The sequence below is a fragment of the Psychrobacter piechaudii genome (assembly GCF_900162825.1).
GTDB lineage: Bacteria > Pseudomonadota > Gammaproteobacteria > Pseudomonadales > Moraxellaceae > Psychrobacter > Psychrobacter piechaudii.
Genome location: NZ_FUGE01000218.1, coordinates 1 through 1391 on the forward strand (window position 1 = coordinate 1; position 1391 = coordinate 1391).

The 1391-nt window shown below is 40.5% G+C and carries 3 protein-coding genes; all 3 read left to right on the plus strand.

Annotation, left to right across the window (positions count from 1 at the left end):
* Positions 1-607, plus strand: a 607-nt coding sequence (locus tag A1019T_RS11620; protein ID WP_077451774.1) for an integrase core domain-containing protein, incomplete at its 5' end; no start/stop codon positions are given.
* A gap of 20 nt (positions 608-627) precedes the next feature.
* Positions 628-759, plus strand: a complete 132-nt coding sequence (locus tag A1019T_RS13915; protein WP_279626190.1) for a hypothetical protein — start codon at positions 628-630, stop codon at positions 757-759.
* Positions 760-888: 129 nt separating this feature from the next.
* Positions 889-1185, plus strand: coding sequence for a hypothetical protein (locus tag A1019T_RS11625; RefSeq protein ID WP_143514126.1), 297 nt, complete (start codon positions 889-891; stop codon positions 1183-1185).
* Positions 1186-1391: the final 206 nt, after the last annotated feature.

Genomic DNA, 1391 nt, shown 5'->3' on the forward strand with positions numbered 1-1391 from the left:
TGTACGCGGTCAGTTCTATTATCTTTATATGATTGAGGATGTGTATAGCCGTAAGATTGTGGGATGGGAAGTGTACGATCATGAGTCAGGTGAGCTTGCAGCACAGCTTCTACAGCGTACTTTAACTAAAGAGAAGTGTTTGCATTCAGGCTTAGTTCTACATTCTGATAATGGGGCACCGATGAAGGCGCAAACGATGCGAATGAAAGCTTATGAGCTTGGGGTGGTGACCTCTTATAGTAGACCTCGGGTAAGTAATGACAATCCATTTGCTGAGTCGCTGTTTAAGACGTGCAAGTACCGCCCGAATTGGCCAACAGAGGGCTTTAGTAGCCTAGATAGTGCAAGGCAATGGGTGCTTAGGTTTACTCATTGGTATAACATGGAGCATAAGCACAGTCAGCTTCGCTTTGTGACCCCTAATGAGCGCCATATGGGTGAGGATAAAGTCATTCTAGCAAATCGTAAGCAGACGATAGAGAGTGCAAAAGCATTAAATCCTGCGCGCTGGGGTGGCCGAGAGGTGAGAGATTGTACACCTGTGCCCCCAACGACTTTAAATCCAGTAAAAGAGCCAAAATCGATTGATGAAATGAGAGTCGCCTAATTCATTAAATGGTGACAACTATGTTGACAAACACCGCTTCGCTCTGCAGCATTAGCGCTAATGCTACAGAAATGTACGCTGAAGCTGAAGAGTGGAACTCTGTAAATGGGCTTCAATTGCGTGGTGATTGTAATCCACACCAAAATACTTAGTTTGATGTTTGTGACCCTGAAGTTGCAAAAAAGCTTAAAGAAGAACTTAAGGGGAAACCTAACTTCGGGAAGAACAATAATTCCATCCTAACAAGATTTTGGGATGATAGTAGTAATGCTTGGATGTATGTGGCCGTTAACAAAAAAAATAACAAGGTTCATCCTTTCTTTATGGGTATTCGTAACGACTTATACCTGTATCCTGAGTTAAAGAATGAAAAAGCCGTTAAATTACGGTTTGTCAATAATGAAAGAGTCTGCACTTCAGGGATAGGCGTTGCTTTTGAGGGGGATGGGAGCATAATGTCCCGTACAGATCAGGACAAGACAGCTGACTTCTGTACTTTTTATGATGAAGAGGAAGGTTTCACTGGTGCTGGTCTTTATGATAGCAAGACTAACAAGCTGATAATAGATAATAGATAATAGCGATACTGAGTAAGTAAAAGATAGTCAACACTGGACCTACAGGGCAATCGCACTATAGAAAATAGCCGCTTTAAATTAGATTATCTAAATAAAAGGTGTTAAACAGTTAGAAACTATAACTAAAATATTTTTATATATCTCGTGTTTTTGTTATTTGCGACCGAAAATTGGTGATAACATCTGTAAAAGGTCAATAATTAATT